Annotated in this window: 16 protein-coding genes; 8 read left to right on the top strand and 8 right to left on the bottom strand. The window is 52.0% G+C overall.

Annotation, left to right across the window (positions count from 1 at the left end):
- Positions 1 to 224 precede the first annotated feature (224 nt).
- The 3 genes from RBT11_10800 (at position 225) to sulP (ending at position 3,767) form a co-directional block, all read left to right on the top strand.
- Positions 225 to 1,061 carry a cytidylate kinase-like family protein gene (locus RBT11_10800; GenBank protein ID MDX9787258.1) on the top strand — a complete coding sequence of 279 codons (837 nt, stop codon included), beginning with the start codon at positions 225 to 227 and terminating at the stop codon, positions 1,059 to 1,061.
- Between the two features lie 50 nt (positions 1,062 to 1,111).
- Positions 1,112 to 1,918, top strand: coding sequence for a cytidylate kinase-like family protein (locus RBT11_10795; protein MDX9787257.1), 807 nt, complete (start codon positions 1,112 to 1,114; stop codon positions 1,916 to 1,918).
- 70 nt (positions 1,919 to 1,988) lie between these two features.
- Complete coding sequence (gene sulP / locus RBT11_10790) at positions 1,989 to 3,767, top strand: sulfate permease (GenBank protein MDX9787256.1); 1,779 nt, start codon at positions 1,989 to 1,991, stop codon at positions 3,765 to 3,767.
- 44 nt (positions 3,768 to 3,811) lie between these two features.
- On the opposite strand, the gene tgt is transcribed toward sulP, so the two are convergent.
- From tgt to RBT11_10750, 8 genes are all read right to left on the bottom strand, one after another.
- Positions 3,812 to 4,945 carry a tRNA guanosine(34) transglycosylase Tgt gene (tgt, locus tag RBT11_10785; GenBank protein ID MDX9787255.1) on the bottom strand — a complete coding sequence of 378 codons (1,134 nt, stop codon included), beginning with the start codon at positions 4,943 to 4,945 and terminating at the stop codon, positions 3,812 to 3,814.
- 244 nt (positions 4,946 to 5,189) lie between these two features.
- Positions 5,190 to 5,633 carry a biotin/lipoyl-containing protein gene (locus RBT11_10780; protein ID MDX9787254.1) on the bottom strand — a complete coding sequence of 148 codons (444 nt, stop codon included), beginning with the start codon at positions 5,631 to 5,633 and terminating at the stop codon, positions 5,190 to 5,192.
- A gap of 24 nt (positions 5,634 to 5,657) precedes the next feature.
- Positions 5,658 to 6,566 (bottom strand): hypothetical protein, encoded by a 909-nt coding sequence (locus RBT11_10775; protein MDX9787253.1) that lies wholly within the window; start codon positions 6,564 to 6,566, stop codon positions 5,658 to 5,660.
- Positions 6,567 to 6,578: 12 nt separating this feature from the next.
- Positions 6,579 to 7,727, bottom strand: a complete 1,149-nt coding sequence (locus RBT11_10770) for a sodium ion-translocating decarboxylase subunit beta (protein MDX9787252.1) — start codon at positions 7,725 to 7,727, stop codon at positions 6,579 to 6,581.
- A gap of 12 nt (positions 7,728 to 7,739) precedes the next feature.
- Entirely contained in the window at positions 7,740 to 9,290 is a 1,551-nt protein-coding gene (locus tag RBT11_10765; protein MDX9787251.1) for an acyl-CoA carboxylase subunit beta, read from the bottom strand.
- A 508-nt stretch (positions 9,291 to 9,798) separates the two neighbouring features.
- Complete coding sequence (nifS, locus tag RBT11_10760; GenBank protein MDX9787250.1) at positions 9,799 to 10,965, bottom strand: cysteine desulfurase NifS; 1,167 nt, start codon at positions 10,963 to 10,965, stop codon at positions 9,799 to 9,801.
- Positions 10,965 to 11,792: a Fe-S cluster assembly protein NifU gene (gene nifU / locus RBT11_10755; GenBank protein MDX9787249.1), complete on the bottom strand. Its 828-nt coding sequence runs from the start codon at positions 11,790 to 11,792 to the stop codon at positions 10,965 to 10,967. The genes nifS and nifU overlap by 1 nt, the downstream gene beginning before the upstream one ends.
- A gap of 64 nt (positions 11,793 to 11,856) precedes the next feature.
- Positions 11,857 to 12,216, bottom strand: coding sequence for a hypothetical protein (locus tag RBT11_10750; GenBank protein ID MDX9787248.1), 360 nt, complete (start codon positions 12,214 to 12,216; stop codon positions 11,857 to 11,859).
- A gap of 363 nt (positions 12,217 to 12,579) precedes the next feature.
- Here RBT11_10750 and lysS point away from each other — a divergent pair, with 363 nt between their 5' ends.
- The 5 genes from lysS to RBT11_10725 all read left to right on the top strand — a co-directional run bounded on the left by lysS (position 12,580) and on the right by RBT11_10725 (position 19,378).
- The gene (lysS, locus tag RBT11_10745; protein ID MDX9787247.1) at positions 12,580 to 14,058 is read left to right on the top strand and encodes a lysine--tRNA ligase; all 1,479 of its coding nucleotides are present in this window, start codon (positions 12,580 to 12,582) and stop codon (positions 14,056 to 14,058) included.
- Positions 14,059 to 14,071: 13 nt separating this feature from the next.
- Positions 14,072 to 15,304 (top strand): lipoprotein-releasing ABC transporter permease subunit, encoded by a 1,233-nt coding sequence (locus RBT11_10740; protein MDX9787246.1) that lies wholly within the window; start codon positions 14,072 to 14,074, stop codon positions 15,302 to 15,304.
- Entirely contained in the window at positions 15,297 to 16,043 is a 747-nt protein-coding gene (locus RBT11_10735) for an ABC transporter ATP-binding protein (protein ID MDX9787245.1), read from the top strand. The genes RBT11_10740 and RBT11_10735 overlap by 8 nt, the downstream gene beginning before the upstream one ends.
- A complete protein-coding gene (gene bamA, locus RBT11_10730) occupies positions 16,040 to 18,718 on the top strand; it encodes an outer membrane protein assembly factor BamA (GenBank protein MDX9787244.1) in 2,679 nt (892 codons plus the stop codon). The genes RBT11_10735 and bamA overlap by 4 nt, the downstream gene beginning before the upstream one ends.
- Positions 18,719 to 18,838: 120 nt before the next feature.
- Complete coding sequence (locus tag RBT11_10725; GenBank protein ID MDX9787243.1) at positions 18,839 to 19,378, top strand: OmpH family outer membrane protein; 540 nt, start codon at positions 18,839 to 18,841, stop codon at positions 19,376 to 19,378.
- The last annotated feature ends 22 nt before the right edge of the window (positions 19,379 to 19,400 follow it).

Below are 19,400 nucleotides of genomic sequence, written 5' to 3'. Positions count from 1 at the left end.
AGGGCCATCGGCCCACGAGCGAATATTTTCTGATGCGGTTATAATTGAATCATTTTCAAGGCGAGTCAATACACAAATGAATATTCGCTGAATGGGCACTTAACCCAAACAGGTTGCCTTTTTTCCAAAAGCGACTTACCTTGAACTAAAATAATGATTGTCTATCCATCATGCCTATTTATAGCATAGCGGCATATCAGCAAATTATAAAACAGGAGCGATTTATGGCGATTATCACGATTTCCAGAGGATCTTACAGCCGCGGAAAAGAAGTTGCCGAAAAACTGGCCCAGAAATTAGGATATGAGTGCATTTCCCGAGACGTTCTTCTGGAAGCCTCCGAGGAATTCAATATTCCGGAAATAAAGCTCGTTCGGGCGCTTCATGATGCCCCAACGATTCTTGAACGGTTTCACCATGGCAAGGAGCGGTATATCAGCTATATTCGATCCGCGCTCTTGCAGCATGTTCAGGGGGACAATGTCGTGTACCACGGTCTTGCTGGACACTATTTTCTCGGGCAGATACCGCAGGTTCTCAAAGTCAGAATTATTGCCGATATGGAGGACCGGGTCAAAGAAGAGATGGCGCGGGAAAATATATCAGCCGAAAAGGCGCTTTATATTCTGAAAAAAGATGATGAAGAACGTCGTAAATGGAGCCTTCAGATATACAATACCGATACATGGGATAGCAGGCTCTATGACATGGTGCTCCATATCAAAACCCTATCGGTGAATGATGCGGTTGAAATCCTGTTTGAGACGGTTCAAAAACCTATTTTCCAGATCACGCCGGAATCCCGAAAAATTATTGCCGATTTGGCCCTGGCGGCCAAAATTCAGGCCAATTTGGTGAAAATCGTCCCCTCGGTAAAAGTCATCGTTGCGGGTGAAAGCGTTCACATCGGAAGCTCCGGGACGAGCGTAAGCCTGGAGAGCAAGATGATGGCTGAAATAAAACAGATTGCCGAGAAAGAGGGGGGCGGAAAAGAAGTTATCTTCAGTCTCGGATCAACCATACAGCAGGATCATATCAACCCGTTCCACAATATCGGCTGAAAACATCGGGTCGATGTCTCTTTCCGGAAGAACAACCAAGCGGAGACGGTATGCCGATTGTGACCATTTCCAGAGGATCCTACAGCCGGGGTAAAGAGGTCGCCGAAGAGTTGGCCCGGGTGATGGGGTATGAATGCATTTCACGAGACATTATTCTGGAGGCCAGCGAGCAGTTCAATATCCCCGAGCTCAAACTGATTCGGGCGATTCATGATGCACCGTCGGTCCTGGATCGTTTTACCTATGGGAAGGAGCGATTTGTCGTTTTTTTTCGTGCGGCGCTGCTCAAACATCTTCAAAGGGATAATGTGGTTTATCACGGGTTGGCCGGGCATTTTTTCGTGCAGAACATGCCCCATGTGCTGAAGGTGCGAATCAGCGCCGACATCGAGGCGCGTATTCGGGAAGAAATAAAGCGGAAAAATATTTCCGCTTCAGAAGCCCGGCATGTTCTGGTGAAAGATGATGCGGAACGTCGCAAATGGGGATTGCAGCTTTACGGAATGGATACCTGGAATCCGCTTCTCTACGATATCGTCATTCATACGCGCCGAATCGATATTCCTGATGCGGTCTTTATCATTCAGCAGACCTTGCAGCGGCCCTGTTTTCAAACCACACCGCGCAGCCGGCGGCTGCTTGACGACCTATCCCTGGCCGCCCAGGTGGAATCGGCCCTTGTGAAGGAATATCCCAAGGTAACGGCGGATGCCAAAAACGGGGAGGTTATCGTGAATATTCGGGCGTCCCTGATTGATGAACAATCGATTACCGAAAAAGTAAAAGGGATGTGTGCCAAAGTGGACGGCCTGGAATCGATCAACGTGAACATCGTTCCCTTTGTGGTGGATGATTGAGTGCGTCCCTCGGCAGGATGTTCCGAAGACCGGCAAAAAACCGTCCGGTTGCACCGATGTGGAATACGGCATGAAACCAATAAATCCCTATTCAAGCGGCGCATCGCTGTGGCGCAAGTGGTTTCCGTTTCTGCGCTGGTGGAATTTTATTGCATGGGATACCTTGCGCGCAGACGTGCTGGCGGGCCTGACCGGGGCGGTGATTGTGCTGCCCCAGGGGGTGGCGTTTGCGATGATTGCCGGTCTGCCTCCCGAGTACGGTCTCTATACGGCCATTGTTCCCCCGATTATCGCCGCCCTTTTCGGATCTTCGCTGCATTTGATTTCCGGTCCCACAACCGCCATTTCCATCATTGTGTTTACCTCCATCAGCCCCCTTGCGGTACCGGGATCGCCCGAGTTCATTCGGTTGACGCTGACCCTGACGTTTTTGGCCGGCATCTACCAGTTGGCTTTTGGGCTCGCACGCATGGGAACCCTGGTTAATTTTGTCTCGCATTCGGTGGTGGTCGGTTTTACGGCAGGCGCTGCCATTTTAATCATCACGAGCCAGATGAAGCATGTTCTGGGGATTGAGGTGCCAAAAGGACAATCCTTTGTCGGCACCTTATATCATATCGGCAGCACCGTGGATCTCATCAATCCCCGTGCAGCAGTGGTTGCGCTGGTGACCTTGTTGTGTGCCTTGGTATTCAAACGCTTGCGGCCGCATTGGCCGGGGCTGCTGTTTGCCTTGATATCGGGGAGCCTTGCGAGCCTTGCCTTGGAAGGCGCTGAACACGGTGTTTCGCTGCTGGGCAGGATGCCCGATCGGCTGCCCCCGTTGTCGTTGCCCGATTTTTCTCCCCAAACACTGCGTGATCTGATGCCTAAAGCACTGGCCGTCGCCCTCCTCGGATTGATCGAGGCCTTGTCCATCGGACGATCCATCGCAGCGCAATCCCGCCAGCAAATCGATGGGAATCAGGAATTTATCGGACAGGGACTGTCGAACATCGTGGGCAGTTTTTTTTCCTGTTACGCGGGCTCCGGGTCTTTCACCCGCTCGGGAATCAACTATCATGCCGGCGCCATGACGCCGCTGGCGGCTGTTTTCGCCGCCCTTTTTCTGGCCCTGCTGCTGCTCCTTGTGGCGCCGCTGACCGCCTTTTTGCCCATACCGGCCATGGGTGGCGTGATTTTCCTGGTTGCCTATAACCTGATTAATCCGCACCATATTCGCACCATTATCAAAATCAGCAAACAGGAAACGGGCGTTTTGCTGGCCACCTTTCTGGCAACCCTGTTTCTGGATCTGGAGTTTGCCATCTTTGCCGGGGTGTTGCTGTCTTTGGTGCTTTATCTCGGCACGACAGCTCATCCTGAGATCGTGACGCTAATGCCGAACCCGAATCCGGGGGGGCCGGAGCTGATTGAAGCGACGATGACATGCCCGAATTTTATCATTCTTCGCATTGACGGCCCGTTGTTTTTCGGCGCGGTCAATCATGTGGCCGACTATCTTTATCATATTGACCAGCGCGCCACTTACAAACGTCATGTGCTGGTTGTCGGTTGCGGCATCAACTTTATCGATGTGGCCGGTGCGCAACTGCTTGCCTACGAATCCCAGCGACGCAGCCGGCTCCGTGGGGGCCTCTACCTGTGCGAGCTCAAGCCGCAGGTCAAGGACCTGCTGGCGCGAGGCGGTTATATCGATACCATCGGCAAGGATCACCTCTTTGCCACAGTCTCGGAGGCGCGAGCCAACATTCTCTCTCGCTTTGACTGCGCGGATTGCACGCAGTATTCATTGCCGCAGCTCAATGATTGCCCGATACGGCGACCGGACCAAACCATACCGGTTTGAATTCATCATGGCGTATTTTTTATCATGAATGAAATCAAATGGCTTTAATTGCCTTTTGTATCGGCGCGGAAGGAATTCAGATGCTGCAAAAATTGCTGTTTAAATTGCGTGAAGCGATTTTTAAGGATCGCTTCACGCATCTGTTTCATCATGTTCATATAGAAATGGATGTTGTGAATGGTGCCGAGCGTTTTTCCCAAAGGCTCATCCACGGTATACAGATGGTGCAGGTAGGCCCTCGAAAATCGGGTGCAGGTCGGGCATTGGCATTGCGTGTCGATCGGATAGCGGTCCTTGCGGTAGGATTTCTTGTTGATGCGAACCTTTCCCGTCGTGGTGAAAAAAACTCCGGAGCGGGCCAGAAAAGTGGGAATGATACAGTCGAATATATCCATGCCGCGTTCCACGGCCTCGAGAATGTCTTCGGGATGACCGACGCCCATAAGATACCGGACCTTTTTTTCAGGTAAAAAGGGGACTGAATATTCCACCGCTTTTTTCATCAGATCGTGGCCTTCGCCCACGCTTACCCCACCGACGGCATACCCCGGAAAATTCATTTTTACCAATTCCTCGGCGGATCGTTGCCGAAGATCCGGGTAAACCGATCCCTGCACGATGCCAAAAAGGGCCTGGGTGGTACTGTTTTGATGGGCCGATAGCGAGCGTGCCGCCCATCGAAGCGTCCGTTCAACGGATTTGGCCGCATATTCGTGGGTTGCGGGGTAGGGAATGCATTCGTCAAAGGCCATGATGATATCGGCCCCCAAGTCGTTTTGGGCGTGAATGGATTCTTCCGGCCCCATGAAAACGGATTTGGCGTTTTTCTCGTCGATGAACTCAACGCCCTGTTCGGATATTTCCTTGTTGGGCAGGCTGAATACCTGAAATCCACCGGAATCCGTCAGAATCGGCCGGGACCATCCCATAAAGGGGTGAAGCCCTCCTAATCGGGCCACCACCGCGCATCCGGGCTGTAAAAACAAATGATACGTATTGGCAAGAATTATTTGCGCATCGATTTGCTCGGCCAGGGCTGGATGGAGCGCCTTTAGCGCCGCCTGCGTGCCGACGGGCATGAAGAGCGGGGTTTGCACCGTGCCATGAGGCGTTTCCAGCGTGCCTGCGCGGGCACGGGTGTTTCGGTCAGTGTGGTTTAAATGAAATCGAACCGGCATAGGCTCCTCGGAATATAGATTGAAACCGGAGCCATGAATACGGGAAATCGGTACTAAAATCCAGGGATTTTTTGGTTAATGGCAGATGAATGGACGGTAGTTCCGCTCCGGATGATCGGGAGGGCGTTTAATTCAGGCGTTGGTGGTGGCGGCGCAATGCCGGGGCCATTTTGGCCGGGGCATTGCGCCGTGAAGCTTACGCCCGATCAGGATGCGCTGTAATCGCGATAGCGGGTCAATCCGGTCAGCCGATAACCATAATGACATCTCCGGTAGAGACATCCGCATCCTTGTTTACCCGAATCTCTTTAACCTTGCCGGCAATGGGGCTGGTCAGGTTGTTTTCCATTTTCATGGCTTCCATGATGGCCACTGTTTGGCCGGCGGTGACGCTATCCCCAAGATTTACCGAAATGCCGAGGATTTTCCCCGGAATCGGTGCGGTGATGACGCCGCTGCCGCCAACGGCTGCCGGCGCGGGTCTGGCGGCCGCCGGTGCCCGGGGTGTGGCCAACAGGGGCATGGCCGGCGCTACCGGTGCCGCGGCAACGGGTTGCTGCACACTGTCGCCACTGATCAGGACCTCGTAGGGCATCTGATTGACGGTTACCCGGGCTTTGCCGCCGAGGATGGAAACGATTTCCACATCGAAGGTCTGTTCGTTAATATTTAAGGTATATTTGGTCATTTTGATTATGATCTCCGTTATCTGCTATCGTTGAACACGGTTAAAAACCGGCATGCGGTCATTCATCAGTTTTCCCCGTCCGAAATGGCCCCAGGCGGATACGCCGGCTGTACTCAAATTCCCGGACAGCGTTGGCTGCGAGGCGCCGCTGTGCAGATGAAGCGCCACGGCAATTGCCGCCGCGGTGGCCGGGTCGATTCCGGGGATATCCTCTAACGTATCTGAAAAGTCCGGCGACGGTGCTATGGGAACGAGTATTTTTTTTGTTCGGCCATGCGCTTCCGTCCATTGAAATATCTTGCCGGAGAATATCATGCCGGCCATCAGCACACCCAACACAATGAAGATGCCGAAAAACCGAATAAACAGGGTGCCGACGGCATAGCCCCAGAACGAATCCCGCGGCCCACAAATAAACTCAATTTTACCGTCGGCCTTGCCGTCCGCATCCAACGGACCGCCGTCGCGCAAGGTGACGGTCAGAATATTGGTCCGATCCTTCAGGCCGACATTGACCGGAGAGGTGGTTCCCCAAGTGCGGTCGTTGACGGAGACCGGTGCCCATAGATCCGTAGCGGTCGTGAAATAATTCGAACCAATGGAAAAGCGGACGTCAGCGCCGGGAGCGGAAGCCTTCATTTTGGCGATAAAAAAATCCGAACGAAAATTTTTCCAATTCACCAGGGGGGCTTCGGCTTCTGAATATTCCTTGGCGGCCACTTGGTTAATCTCAGCTCCCTCGGCATGAAAGCGAATTTGAATGCTGGTGCTTTTGCCGCGGGGAATCAGCGTGGCTATCCAGTCCGTCCCTTCCCGAGAGAATTTGGGGCACGGTTTTTCCAAGTCTTCACTGAAGGCGGTCCATCCCCGGCCCGCGTGCAGGAGCAATACCGCTAATGCGATCGTCCCTATATAAAAACATCTTAATTTCATTGTCCGGTCCTCCTATTGAAACATGGCGATGAACATGCCGGCAGCGGCGGCCGAACCGATCACGCCGGCCAGGTTGGGGCCCATGGCATGCATCAGCAGCCAGTTTTCGGGATCATATTTCAGCCCTTCTGCATGAGCGACGCGCGCGGCCATGGGCACGGCCGAGACACCGGCGGAACCGATCAGGGGGTTGATTTTTTCCTTTAAAAAGAGGTTCATGACATGAACCGTCAAAATTCCGCCAAACGTACAGACGACAAAATCAAGGAGTCCGAATCCAAAAATTAAAAGGGGTTTTACGTTCAGAAACACCTCGGCCTGCATGGTGGCCCCCACCGATAAGCCCAGAAAAATCGTCACGATGTTCATCAAGGCATTCTGAGCCGTTTCGGAAAGCCGTTTGACCACCAGGCACTCGCGCATGAAATTGCCGAACATGAACATGCCCATTAACGGGGCGACGGCCGGAATCAGCAGAATGATCAGAATCGAACCGATGAGGGGAAAGAGCAGTTTTTCACGGGCAGAAACGGGACGTAACTGGCGCATGCGGATCAGGCGCTGGGCGGGCGTTGTCATCAACCGCATGATGGGCGGTTGAATGAGGGGAACCATGGCCATGTACGAATAGGCGGCCAGGGCGTTTGCGCCCAAGAGATGCGGCGCCAGTTTGGCGGTCAGATAAATGGTGGTGGGGCCGTCCGCGCCGCCGATGATGCCCACCGAGGCGGCCTCTTTTAAGGTGAAACCGAAAAAAAGGACGCCGATATAGGTGATGAAAACCCCCAATTGTGCGCCGGCGCCGATAAACAAGGTTTTCGGGTTCGCAATCAGGGGGCCGAAATCGGTCATGGCGCCCAACCCCAGAAAGATGACGCAGGGGATGATTTCCCACTCGACGCCGTACTTATAGAACGCCCGAATCAGTTCGGGCGTGCCGTTTTCCGTGAAGCCCATCAGGGGCACCAGGGGAAAGTTGACGAGAAAAATGCCGAAACCGATGGGAACCAGCAAGAGCGGCTCATACCCCTTGGCCACGGCCAGATAAAGGAAAAAAAAGGCGATGAGAATCATCAGCACTTCCTTATAGGCCAGGTTGGGAATACCGGTTTGCGTTATCAGAATATTCTTGATGAGTTCAAACACATATTGCCAAGTCATAACCACCTCGCTTTATAAGGGAATATTGCCGTGTTTCTTGGGTGGATTTTGATCGCGCTTGTTTCGCAGCATGCGAAGGGCCGCGATCAGCTTGGGCCGGGTGTCGGCAGGATCGATCACCTCATCGATGTACCCGAGTTCCGCAGCCCGGTACGGGTTTGAAAATTTGTTGCGATACTCGTCGATCAATCGAGCCCGCTCGGCCTCGGGATCTTTGGCCGAATTGATTTTTTCGCGGCTGATGATGTTGACCGCGCCTTCCGCGCCCATGACGGCGATTTCAGCGGTGGGGTAGGCGATGTTGATATCGCCGCGAATGTGCTTGGAGCTCATGACAATGTAGGCGCCGCCGTAGGCTTTTCGGGTAATCAGGGTGATCCGCGGCACCGTGGCCTCGCAAAAGGCATAGATCAGTTTTGCGCCGTGCTTGATGATGCCGCCGTATTCCTGATGTGTGCCCGGTAAAAATCCCGGCACATCTTCATAGATAATCAGCGGAATATTGAAGGCATCGCAAAAGCGGACAAAGCGGGCGCCTTTGAGGGAGGCATCGATATCGAGGCTGCCGGCCATCACCATGGGCTGATTGGCGATGACGCCCACGGGCATGCCGTCCAAGCGGCCAAAGCCCACCACAATGTTCTTGGCCCAGTGCTGATGCACTTCAAAAAAATGCCGGTTATCCAGATTGGAGCGGATGATCGAGCGAATGTCATAGGGTTTGTTGGCATCGGCCGGAACGACATCGCGCAGGTTCTCATCGCGGCGCATGGGATCGTCATCGCATGCGACGCGCGGCGGATCGTCCATATTGTTTTGCGGCAGAAAACTCATCAGTTCCCGAATCGAAGCCAGACAAGCCCGATCATCCGGAGATGAAAAATGCGCGACACCGCTTTTGGCATTATGCGCCATGGCGCCGCCCAGGTCTTCCTTGCTGACGATTTCACGGGTGACGGATTTGATGACATCCGGGCCGGTGATGAACATGTGACTTGTTTTTTCCACCATGAAGATCCAGTCCGTCAATGCCGGGGAATAGACCGCGCCGCCCGCCGAAGGCCCCATGATGGCCGTAATCTGCGGAATGACGCCAGAGGCCATGACATTGAGTAGAAAAATGTCGCCGTAGCCAGCCAGACTCATAACGCCTTCCTGAATCCGAGCGCCGCCCGAGTCGCAAAGGCCGATAAAGGGCATTCCGGTTTTCATGGCCATTTTCATCACTTTGCAAATTTTTTCAGACTGGGCTAAGGACAATGCGCCGCCATAGGACGTGAAATCCTGCGCAAACACGAAGACCTGCCGCCCATGAACCAGGCCCCACCCGGTAACCACGCCGTCCCCTGGGATTTTCTTGTCCGCCATGTCAAAATCGGTGCACCGGTGTGTTTTGAACCGGTCCACTTCCACAAAGGTTCCTGAATCCAAAAGAAGGTCAAGGCGTTCACGGGCCGTTAGCTTGCCGTTCTCGTGCTGTTTACGGATGCGATCCTCGCCCCCGCCTTTCAGCGCGGTTTGGTTCTTATCCGCCAGTAGTGTGATTAATTCATTATTACCCATTATTCTTTTCCCCTTCTATAGTGCGCGATTGTCATGGTGGCTCATTATTTTTTTTCCGCTCACTGGACGATTTCGCAGGTTTCGGCGCGATTTGTGATTCGGTTGACGGTTGGTCCGACGATAGCCCGCTGTCGCTGAATGCGGTTACGACATCATGTTGTGTTTGAAGTTGATTCGGTGTGAGCCTTAAAAGCAACGTCTATCCTCCAATCCCATAGGACAAGAATAGCGCTACGGCTTATGGAAACTCAGCCTGTGAGCGATAGAAAAGACGGTTGGTGGTATCAGAGAGGGGGGGCGATGTTCACCCGAAAACGGCTCTCTATTTACCGGCGGAGATTAATATGAAATATTTCGGTGAAAAACAATCCAAATTTTTTGCGATCGTCAGGATGATATTGTGAAATGAATGTCACGAAAAAACAAAAGAATCGCCGTAAGGCAGCCGGGAGTTGGCAAAATTCAGTTCATTGCGCCATGTTACATCACTGTGGCTTGACGCACACGCTCACCCGGTTGCTTGCTTCCAGAAGGGAGACATACTGCGCAACCGCTCGATGATGGGGGGCAGCTTTTCGATGACCAGATCGATTTCCGCTTCCGTGTTATAAACGCTCAGGCTGAAACGAATGGAGCCGTGAGCGGCCGTAAACGGAACGCCCATGGCCCGAAGCACATGAGAAGGTTCCAATGATCCGGAGGTGCAGGCGGAGCCTGAGGATGCGCAAATGCCATGCTGGTCCATCAGCAGCAGAATCGATTCGCCCTCCACATATTCAAAGGCAATGCTGGTGGTGTTGGGCAACCGCTGGTCCCAGTCGCCGTTGATAAATGCGTTAGGAATTTTCTTGATGAGCTCGATTTCCAGTTTGTCTCTGAGCCGTCGCACGCGGGTGGTTTCTTCGCTCATTTGCTGCGCGGCCAATTCACTGGCTCGCCCGAGTCCAATAATAGCGGCGACATTTTCCGTTCCCCCCCGTCTGCCGTGTTCTTGATGGCCGCCGAGCAAAAATGGAGAAAACTTGGTGCCTTTCCGAACGTAAAGCGCGCCGATACCCTTGGGGCCATGCAGTTTATGGCCGGATAGCGAGAGCATGTCCACGCGGTTCTGCGCTAGGTCAATGGGGATTTTGCCTACCGCCTGCACAGCGTCCGTATGAAACACAATTCCCTTTTCATGAACCTTTTCGGCAATCTCCGGAATCGGAAATATGACGCCGGTTTCGTTGTTGGCCCACATGACGCTCACGATGGCGGTGTCGTCTGAAAGCCGGCTGTAGAGGTACGCCGTATCCAGGCGTCCTTCCCGATCCACCGGCACGAAGGTGACCCGATAGCCCTGCTTTGAGAGCCGCTCGAACACGTTCTTGACGGCCGGATGCTCGACGCGGGTGGTGATGATGTGTTTTTTGTCGGGGTTGGATCGAATGGCCGCATGAATGGCCGTGTTATCGCTTTCCGTTCCGCAACTGGTAAAGACAATTTCCCCGGGGGTGGCACCGGTCAAGGCGGCGACTTTCTCCCGCGCGTCGGTGATTTTTTTTGCCACCGAGCCGCCGAAGGTGTGCATGCTGGAAGGATTGCCGTAATGCTCGGTAAAGTAGGGCAGCATGGCCTCCAGTACTTCCGGCGCCACTTTCGTTGTGGCGTTGTTGTCCATATAAATAACGGCCATCAGTCCACCTCCTCTACTATCAGATCCGGCGCCACCAATTCGCGCAGCTTGCTTTCCACGAAATCCTTTAACGTCACTTGGGCCATCTTACAGGAGGCACAAGCGCCGCAGAGCCGGACCAGAACTCTGGTACCATCCACATCCACCAGCTCGATGTCGCCGCCGTCTTTTTCCAGCCCGGGCTTGATTTCCCGGCTGATGGTTTCCTCGATCAGTTTTATTTTCTGTATGTTGGTCAAGCGAGCCTGCTTTTTGGGAACCGGCGGGGCGTTATTCAACACCGAATCGATGATGCCCTGAATGGCGTCGTGACAGTTGCCGCATCCGCCACCGGCTTTCATAAAGTTGGTTACCGACTCGATATCCGAGAGGCGGTTTTCCCGGACCGCCCGTTCGATTTCAGAATCCGTGACACCGAAGCACTCGCAGACGATGTTTCCCTCCACCTTTTTTTCGGCTTCGCCCCGGTAACAGGCGATCGCCTTTTCAAGTGCATCGCGGCCCATCACGGAGCAATGCATTTTTTCCTTGGGAAGCCCGCCTAAATATTCTGCGATATGTTCATTGGTGATGAGTTTTGCCTCCTCAAGGGTTTTTCCGATCACCATTTCCGTCAACGCGGAAGAAGAGGCAATGGCACTGGCGCAACCAAAGGTTTGAAATTTGGCGTCAATGATTCGCTCATTTTCATCAAGTTTTAAGCTAAGCTTCAGCGCATCCCCGCAGGCCAGCGAGCCGACCTCACCGACCGCGTCCGCGTTTTCGATTTCTCCCACATTCCTCGGGTTTAAGAAATGCTCTCGCACCTTATCCGTATATTCCCACATGACATCCTCCTTCATGCACTTGCGGCATGATGTCGAAATTCAGAGTTAATTTCATGTCCCCATGTTAATCATTCTGTGGGAAAAGAAAAGGTTTGCCGCATTCCTTGCACTTCCCGTCCGGTCCGATGACGCCGATGCAATTCTCGTCGCTGCATAACCTGCGGTTGTTCCACTCCTCGTCGGTGATCGTTTCGGAGAATGTGTCCGGATCGAATTCTTCGTTGAAAGCGGCGTCTTCATCTTGAGCCGACGCTTCGGTGTCATTCGTGTGTGCCACGGGGCCGGGGATGTCGGCATTATAGGGCAATCCGCATTCCTTGCATTTTCCATCCGGTCCGATCACGCCGATGCAGCTTTCGTCCTTGCATAATATCCGGTTCTCCCAATCGGTATCGGCCGAGTCCGAAGCCGTTTCTTTTTTCATACGCGTCTCCGTATTGTTATCTGGGGGTTATGATTGATAGAGTGCTATAAACGTTATAAAAACAATGGGTCCTCTGTCAATCAAAAATCAAGACGACGACAAGGCACGGCAAAAGAATGCAGCATGACAAAAAATATTATAAACGGGGTTTACCTTGACACAACCCATTAAATAGGTTAGCAAAACCTGTTTAAAATGGTACCCATGTGCGTTTTAACCTATTGAAAAAATATATATTTTGAAATAGAAACGGGCGCAGCCAATTTGGCTCGGTTATTTTTGATGGGAAATCGAATCCTTTGTGTTAAGCGCATCGGCGGCGTTGGTGCATGAAACCCTATTATCGGGATAAAGTGACTGATGATGGAAAACAAAAGTGATGTTCTGGAAAAGCGGCTTTCCAAAATGGATGAACTTCGAAGCAACGGGGTTCCTCTGTTTCCCAACGGGTTTTCCGTTTCCCATACGGTTGCGGATCTGCTTGAGATTGCCAAAAAAGCGCCTGAAACTTTAACGGAATCAGGACCTGAGTTTAGTGTAGCCGGTCGAATGATGGCCGTCAATAAATTCGGAAAAGCCTCCTTTATACGCTTTCGGGATCGAACGGGTCAGATGCAAGCCTATCTTCGTAAAGACCGGATCGGCGAGGATGCGTATGCCCTGTTTAAGCAGCTTGATATCGGGGATTTTATTTGGCTTCGGGGGGTGCTCTTTCAAACCAGGACGGGCGAGTGGACCTTGCTGGCCAGTGAGTTAAAACTCGCGTCCAAAGCCAGTCGGCCCTTGCCGGAAAAATTCCATGGCCTGAAGGATCCTGAAAAACGCTATCGCCAGCGGTATATCGATCTGGTGATGAACAGTGAGGTCCGGGAGATCTTTATCAAACGCAGCCGCACCATTCATGCCGTCCGGTCGTTTTTGCTTGAAAGGGACTACCTGGAGGTGGAAACCCCCATGATGCAACCGATTCCCGGCGGTGCCGAAGCGACCCCTTTTGTCACGCATCATCATGCGCTCGACATGAATCTTTTTCTGCGAATCGCGCCGGAACTCTACCTCAAGCGGCTCGTGGTGGGCGGATTTGAACGGGTGTTTGAAATTAATCGCAATTTCAGGAACGAAGGTATTTCCACTCGGCATAACCCGGAGTTTACCATGGTGGAGTTTTATCAGGCCTATGCAACCTACGAGGACCTGATGGACCTGACCGAGGAAATGTTTCAAAAGGTGGCGATCGATGTCACGGGCAGTGACACCCTTATGTATCAGGACGACAGAATTGAATTGGGGTCGAAGTGGCTGCGCATTCCATTGATGACCGCTCTTACCGAGATTGGCGGCGTGGATGCGGCGATACTCGATGACAGAGAAAAATTGCTGGCATTTGCGCAAGATAAGGGGATCCAAATCACCAAGGCGGAACGGATAGGGAAGGTGATCACCAAATTATTCGATGTGTTGGTGGAGCCGAAACTGATTCAACCGACCTTTATCACTGGATATCCGCAAGAAGTTTCTCCCCTGGCCCGTCGAAGCGACACCCAACCGGGATTGACCGATCGGTTCGAGTTATTCATTGCCGGCCGGGAAATCGCCAACGGGTTTTCGGAGCTGAATGATCCCAAGGATCAGGCGGAACGGTTTCAGCAGCAGGTAGCGGACCGGGCCGCAGGGGATGCGGAGGCCCATTACATGGACAGGGATTATATTGAAGCGCTGGAATACGGCATGCCGCCGACTGCCGGCGAAGGCATCGGCATCGACCGGTTGGTGATGCTGTTAACGGATGCGGCCTCTATTCGGGAGGTGATCTTGTTTCCGCATATGAAGCGCCGGGATTAGCTTGAAACAAACCATGTCATTTGAACTTTTTATAGGCGGCCGCTATCTTAGGGCCAAACAAAAGCAAGCGTTTATCTCACTGATCACGGTGCTGTCCATCGCCGGTGTGACCGTGGGGGTAATGGCATTGATCGTAGTGATCGCCGTCATGGCGGGGTTTGAATCCGATTTGAAGTCCCGCATTCTGTCGGTGGAATCTCATGTGGTGGTGAAGCGGTACACGGCGCCGTTTTCGGATTATTCCCGTGTGATGAAAGCGGTGGCGGACATGAACGGCGTTCAGGCGGTAACGCCTTTTATCCTTTCACAAATCATGATACGCACCTCGGCTGGTGTGTCGGCTGCGTTGCTGCGGGGCGTCGATCCGCTGACCGCCCATCAGGTGATCCAAACCCTGAATGGGGAAACGCTGAAAAAACTTTCTTCTCCTGCTGAACCCGCTACGACGGGGAACTCTCCGGGCATTATTTTGGGGAAAGTGCTTGCCGACAATCTGGGCGTTGTCACCGGGGATTCGATACAGCTGATCTCCCCCCGCGGCATGCTTTCTCCCATTGGTCACGTGCCGTCCATGAAGCGCTTTATCGTCCGCGGCACGTTGGAATCGGGAATGTACGAATTTGATGCCTCTTTGGCGTTTATCAGCTTGGCCGATGCGCAGAAAATGTTGCAAATGGGCGATGGCGTGACCGGGATCGAAGTCCGGATTGATAATATTTACAGTGCCGACATCATTCGCAAGGAAATTGTCGCGGCGTTGGGCTTTCCCTATTATGCCCAGGACTGGATTCAAAAAAATCATAATTTCTTTTCCGCGTTAAAGCTTGAAAAAACGGTGATGTTCATCATTCTGACCTTGATCGTGCTGGTCGCGGCATTCAATATCGCCAGCTCGCTCATTATGATGGTGATGGAAAAAAAGAAGGATATCGCCATCTTGAAAGCAATGGGGGCGACGGACGGATCCATTCGAAAGATTTTCGTGTTCAAGGGAATGATTATCGGGCTGATTGGAACGAGTCTGGGCGTCAGCTTTGGGTATGTATTGTGCACCCTGTTGTCCCGCTATAAGTTCATCGAATTGCCCGGAGATGTGTATTACCTGACCACCTTACCCGTTCGCCTGAATATGGTGGATGTGGCGGCCATTGCCGCGGCGGCACTGGGCATCTGTTTTCTGGCCACGCTGTATCCGGCACACCAGGCGGCCCGGCTTGATCCGGTGGAGGCGATTCGATATGGCTGATGCGGCCGTTTTGTCAAATGAGAGCGCCCGAATTTCCCCTGTCGGCAACGGGGGGGGAAACGAGGTATTGATTCGAGGCAAAAGCTTGTATAAAAGCTACTACGATAGTGGTGAGCGAATCGATATTTTAATCAATGCCGACTTGGCGCTGATGGCGGGAGAAACCCTGGCGATCGTGGGGCCTTCCGGAATCGGCAAATCGACTTTGCTGCACATTCTGGGCACATTGGACCGTCCGGATAAGGGCGCTCTTTATTTCGGGGGCAAAGATGTGTATCAGTTCGACTCTTCCGGCCTGGCTCAGTTTCGAAACCGGCAGGTCGGATTCGTTTTCCAATTTCATCACCTGTTGCCGGAATTTTCTGCGCTTGAAAATGCCATGATGCCGGCTTTGATTCAGGGGCTGGACAAAGCGGAAGCCCGAAGGATGGCCGAGGTGATACTGGTTCGTGTGGGACTGGGCAAGCGTCTGCATCACCGTGTGGGAATGTTATCCGGTGGTGAGCAGCAACGGGTGGCGCTCGCAAGGGCGCTGGTTTTGAAACCAACGGTGCTGCTGGCCGATGAACCCACGGGCAACTTGGATGAAGAAAACAGCAGGCAGGTGCATGCGTTATTTCTGGAACTGAACCGGGAATTGCGCATGACGCTGGTGGTGGTGACTCATAACATGGAACTGGCATCCCGCATGTCGCGTCGCGTGACATTAAAAAACGGACAGCTGGTGGAAACGGAATGAAGATGATGATCAGGCGCCTGAGTATTTTCTGGACGATATGGATGTTGGTTTGGGCGGGCACGGCACTTTCTGCGGAATCGGTTCGCGTCATGTCGCTCCCTTTCGATGTTCGATCGCAACGGGACATGTCTTACCTTTCCACCGAAATTCCAAGAATTATTCAGGAGAACCTTGCTGCGGAAGGTGCCGATATCGTGGCGGCGCCGGAGATTCCGGCCGGGAATCTGCAGCGGCTTTTTGATGACGTTAAGAGCATTCGGCAGTTGGCCGGCCGAAGCAACGCAAATTATGTTATTTGGGGGCGATTGGTTTTTGAGGGGAACAGTTTTAAATTGATCGCCAGGCTTGCGGCTGTCCCCGGCCTGGGTGAACCCGAGGATTTTCAGTCTTCCGGCGAGGGAATCGAGGTGCTCTCGGGGGCTGTTCGATCGTTGTCCGGAGAGATTGCCGATAAATTGTTTCAACGCGTCCGGATCACCGAACTTCGCGTGGCCGGTAATCAGCGAATCGAGGCGGATGCGATTACGATGGTAATTAAGAGTAAGGTGGGAGATATGTTTTCAGCCAAGCGACTATCTCTTGATCTAAAAGCCATCTATGCCATGGGGTATTTTGAGGATATTCGAATTGAATCGCTGGATGGACCTACCGGCCGGATCGTCACCTTTCACGTAACGGAAAAGCCGACGGTAAAATCAATCGGCTTTAAAGGAAATGTTGAAATCAGGGAAGAAAAGCTTCGAGAAGATGTAGATATAAAAGTCGGATCCATTCTGAACATAAAGGACATTCAGAAAAATATAGAGCGAATCGAGGTGGCTTATAAGGAAAAGAAATTCTTTAATGTCAAGGTGACCTATGAAACCAAGGCGCTGAAGGATAATCAGGTGGATTTGATTTTCGTCGTCGAAGAGGGCAAACAGGTCCAGATTAAAGAGATAAAATTTTCCGGGAATAAGGCCTATTCCGAAAAGAAATTGAAAAAAACGATGAAAACCGCTGAAAAAGGTTTTTTCTCCTGGATCACTTCCGCGGGAGATTTCAATGCGGATGTCTTAAAACAGGATATGGCCGCGTTGATGGCGCTTTACCACAACAGCGGTTATATTCAGGCCCGGATCGGAGAGCCTGAAGTGGTTCAAGAGCAAGAATCGATCTTCATCACCATAAAAATCGAAGAGGGCGACCGGTATAAAGTCGGAAAGGTGGATGTGGACGGCGATCTGATTCTTCCCAAAGAGACGCTTTTGGCCGCGGTTCAAATCGGAAAAGAAGCGTATTTCAATCGGGATGTGTTGCGAAAGGATATGCTTGCCCTTAACGATCTTTATTCAAACTTCGGTTACGCCAATGCCGACGCCGCCCCCAATGTTCAGCAGAACCCGGAGACAAAAGAGGTGAATGTGACCTATGTGCTGGATAAGGGCAACAAGGTCTATTTTGATAAAATTTTGATTGAGGGAAATTCAAAAACCCGGGATAAGGTCATTCGCCGGGAGCTTGAAGTCCAGGAGCAGAGCCTTTATAACGGGGCACTTCTTAACAGAAGCGTCCGGAATCTTCATCGGCTCAATTTTTTTGAGGATGTTAAAGCCGATACGGCCAAAGGGGATAAGCCCGACAGCGTGAATTTGAAAGTCAAGGTCACTGAAAAGCCGACCGGCTCCTTTACGTTCGGCGGCGGGTACAGCAGTGTGGAAGATGTGTTTGTCACCGCCTCGGTTTCCCAGGAGAACCTTTTTGGCCGTGGACAGGCCTTGAACCTAAGAGCACTGCTCGGCGGTACAACGACGCAGGCGATGCTCTCCTTTACGGAGCCTTGGCTTTTCGACATTCCGCTTTCTTGCAGCACCAGTATTTATAATTGGACGCGGGACTATGATGAATATGAAAGGGACAGTGCGGGGGGTAGCGTTCGTTTGAGTTATCCGATTTTCACGGATGTGCGCCTTTTCGGCGGTTACGCCTTTGATATCGGCGAAATAACGAATGTCTATTGGGATGCGCCGCAGGACATCAAAGAACTGGAGGGGAAATTTACAACCAGCTCGGTTAACACCGGCATTACCTACGATACGCGGGACAAAATCATCAATCCCACCCGCGGACATAATCACCGGCTCAGCCTCGAGTATGCCGGCATCGGCGGGGATATCGGATATTCCAAAGTAACCGGCGAGCTCGGGTACTATCACCCGTTGTTTTGGGGAACGGTGGGCTTTGCCCATTTTGAAACCGGGTATGTTTCTCAAAATTCGGGCATGGTGCTGCCGGATTACGAAAAATTCTATCTGGGCGGCATCAATTCCGTTCGTGGATTTGATTGGCGGGACATTCATCTTTGGAGTGAGCCGGTGGATCATGATGAAAACCCACTGACGCCGGATGTGCCGGTGGAAATGGGAGGAGAGGCGATGCTCCAGTTTAATGTGGAGTGGATTTTCCCCATTGCCCAGTCCGCGGGGATTGTCGGTGTTGTCTTCTATGATATGGGAAACGTTTATGAGGGGCTGTCGGAAGTTGATTTCGGCGAGTTAAGGAAGACCACGGGGGTTGGCGTGCGGTGGTATTCTCCTATGGGCCCGATCCGGATTGAATACGGCCATATATTGGATAAAAAAGACTCGGACGATTCGGACGGACGCTGGGAATTTACCATGGGCACAGCGTTTTAACACCGTTTGAACATGCGGTTTGAGTGTCAAGAAATACAAAATTTACAATGGCCATGATCGAGGGGGGATCACTTGAATATGGCGTTTTTCTTTATTCAAACAACATAAAGGGGGAATTTCATGCAAATGCGTAAAATCGGTTTCCTGACGGCGTTGGTATCCTGTTTTCTGTTTGTTGCCTTAGCCCGGGGGGCTGATGTTGCCAAAATCGGTATGGTTGATTTTCAGAAAATATTGACACTTTCCGAAGCGGGGAAAGAGGCGCAAGCGGAAATCGCAACCAAAGGCAAGGCTATGGAGGCCGACCTGAAAACAAAAGGCGCCGAGTTGGAAGAGACAAAAGAGCGGCTTGAAAGAGAAGCGCTGGTGATGGCTCCGGAAAAACGTTCTGAAAAAGAGCGTGAGTTTCGAATCAAGCTGATGGATTTTAAAGATAAGGAAAAACAGTATAAAAAAGAATTTAACGATTTTAATATGCAATTGGTCGGCAAGTTCAGAAAAGATGTTTTTGCCTTGGCTGAAGAGATTGGAAAGAAAGAAGGGTATCTGCTTATTCTGGAAAAAAATGAAAGCGGTGCGCTTTATTTTCCGGGCACGATGGACATTACGGATCAGCTGATTCAAAAATATAATCAAACATATACCAAAAAGGCAAAATAGACGGTGAAACCGGATTGAGTGG

This window comes from Desulfobacterales bacterium (assembly GCA_034003325.1).
Taxonomy (GTDB): Bacteria; Desulfobacterota; Desulfobacteria; order Desulfobacterales; family JAFDDL01; genus JAVEYW01.
Note: the sequence above shows the minus strand (reverse complement) of the source record. Positions and strands in the feature narration are given on the sequence as shown.